At 35.8% G+C, this 2,206-nt stretch carries 2 protein-coding genes and 2 tRNA genes; all 4 read left to right on the top strand.

Features of this window, described 5'->3' with window-relative positions; genetic code table 11:
• Positions 1–93 precede the first annotated feature (93 nt).
• Positions 94–297: a DUF1858 domain-containing protein gene (locus F8154_RS14785; RefSeq protein ID WP_151862384.1), complete on the top strand. Its 204-nt coding sequence runs from the start codon at positions 94–96 to the stop codon at positions 295–297.
• 308 nt (positions 298–605) lie between these two features.
• On the top strand, positions 606–1,889 hold the full coding sequence (locus F8154_RS14780) for an adenylosuccinate synthase (protein ID WP_151862383.1): 1,284 nt from the start codon (positions 606–608) through the stop codon (positions 1,887–1,889).
• Between the two features lie 96 nt (positions 1,890–1,985).
• A tRNA-Lys gene (locus F8154_RS14775) sits at positions 1,986–2,061 on the top strand.
• Between the two features lie 51 nt (positions 2,062–2,112).
• A tRNA-Glu gene (locus F8154_RS14770) sits at positions 2,113–2,187 on the top strand.
• Positions 2,188–2,206 lie beyond the last annotated feature (19 nt).

Genomic DNA, 2,206 nt, shown 5'->3' with positions numbered 1-2,206 from the left:
AAACAATATAAATACATTGCTAAAATGCTTTAATTTCAATGGTTCAAGCATTTTGCAAACAACTAAATTAAGTCTTATATAAGGAGGATAAATATGGCTAAAATTACAGAAAACATGACAATTATGGATGTTTTAAACATGGATAGAGAAGCAGCAGCAGTTTTCATGAAGTATGGGCTTCATTGTCTGGGCTGCCCTGGTGCTACAATGGAGAGCATCGGTGATGCTGGGAAAGTACATGGAATTGATGTAAGTAAGCTAGTAGAAGATTTAAATAAGCATTTTGAAAATAAGTAGCAAAAAATAAGGGGTTGAGTGCTGAAAGTACTCAATCCTTTTAATATAGCAAATTATGCTAAAATATACGAATATTAATTGTTTTATAAGGAAAACTTAGTTCAGATGGAGTTTAACTCCACCTGAACTTTAGTTGCACTTATTTCGAAGCTTGGCGGCACTTATCTCACGCTTAAGAAGTGGGAGTGTTAGTAATGCCGCTGAGATAGACTGTTTTATTTAATTTAAATTGACTAATTACGTATATTATGATAATGTTTATGTGTAGCGTTCGGAAAAACAGCCTATATAGATAAGGGGATGAGTAAATGCCATCAGTAGTTATTGTTGGAGCTCAGTGGGGTGACGAAGGTAAAGGAAAAATAATAGATTATTTAGCCAGTAAAGCAGATGTTGTTGTTAGAGGACAAGGTGGAAACAATGCTGGACATACAGTTATAGTAGGAGATAAAAAATATGCATTTCACCTAATGCCATCAGGAGTATTGAATAAGAACACCTTAAATCTTATTGGGAATGGTGTTGTTTTTGACCCAGAAGGCTTTTTAAAAGAGATGGATACACTTATAGAGCAAGGAATTGGTGTTGAAAACGTTAAAATAGATGAAAGAGTTCATGTGATATTTCCCTACCATAAAAAGCTAGATGCCCTAGAAGAAGCTGCTAGGGGAGAGGAAGAAATAGGAACAACCAAAAAAGGTATCGGACCCTGCTACATGGATAAAATAGAACGATCAGGCATAAGACTGGGAGAAATGTTAGATGGAGAGTATTTTAAAGACCGTCTATCTAAGCAAATATATAAAAAAAATAGAATTATTGAAAAAATATATAATGATACTGGATTTAACATGGAGGAAACCTACGAAGCCTACAGCAAAATGATAGATAGATTAAAGGAGCATATTACTGATACAACAGTTCTTCTACACGAAGCTTTAACAGAAGGCAAAAAAGTGTTATTTGAAGGGGCACAAGGGGCATTACTGGATATAGATTTAGGTACATATCCCTATGTAACCTCCTCACATCCAACCTCTGGAGGATTTTGTGTTGGTACTGGTATTGGACCTAATATGATAAATGAAATAATAGGTGTAGTTAAAGCCTATACAACACGGGTTGGAAAGGGACCATTTCCCACTGAATTAATGAATGAAACAGGTGATAGCATTAGAATTAAAGGCAATGAATTCGGTACAACCACAGGAAGACCTAGAAGATGTGGTTGGTTTGATGGAGTAATGGTTAAATATACATCCCGAATAAACGGTGTAACAGGGATTTCGTTAATGCTGCTAGATGTTCTTAGTGGCTTTGAAAAGATTAAAATGTGTATAGGCTATGAGTATAGAGGAAGTATCCTTCAACACTTTCCAGCCAACCTTAAAGTATTAGCAGAATGCAAGCCTATATATAAAGAGTTAGATGGATGGCATGAAGATATATCAAATATTACAGCCTATGATGATCTTCCTGATAACACAAAAAAGTATATTGAAGAAATTGAAGAATATATTAAGCTACCAGTAAAAATGATTTCCGTTGGACCAAAGAGAAATCAAACAATTATTAGAGAAAATATTTTTTAAGGAAGCACTTTTTAAGAGTGCCTCTTTTTTTTTCGACAAAAAGTGTTGACTTATAAACAAGTTTCTTTTATCATATATAAATGTGGATAAAAACTTGACCCATTAGCTCAGTCGGTAGAGCACCTGACTTTTAATCAGGGTGTCCCGCGTTCGAGTCGCGGATGGGTCACCATTTTTATTTCAGCGGTTCTTGGTAAAGGATACTGGGGGTTGCTGAATACATGGCCCCTTGGTCAAGCGGTTAAGACACCGCCCTTTCACGGCGGTAACAGGGGTTCGATTCCCCTAGGGGTCACCAAAAAAAGATTACCATATCT

The organism is Alkaliphilus pronyensis (assembly GCF_009017275.1).
GTDB classification, from domain to species: domain Bacteria; phylum Bacillota; class Clostridia; order Peptostreptococcales; family Natronincolaceae; genus Alkaliphilus_C; species Alkaliphilus_C pronyensis.
This window is presented reverse-complemented; position numbering and strand designations above follow the sequence as displayed.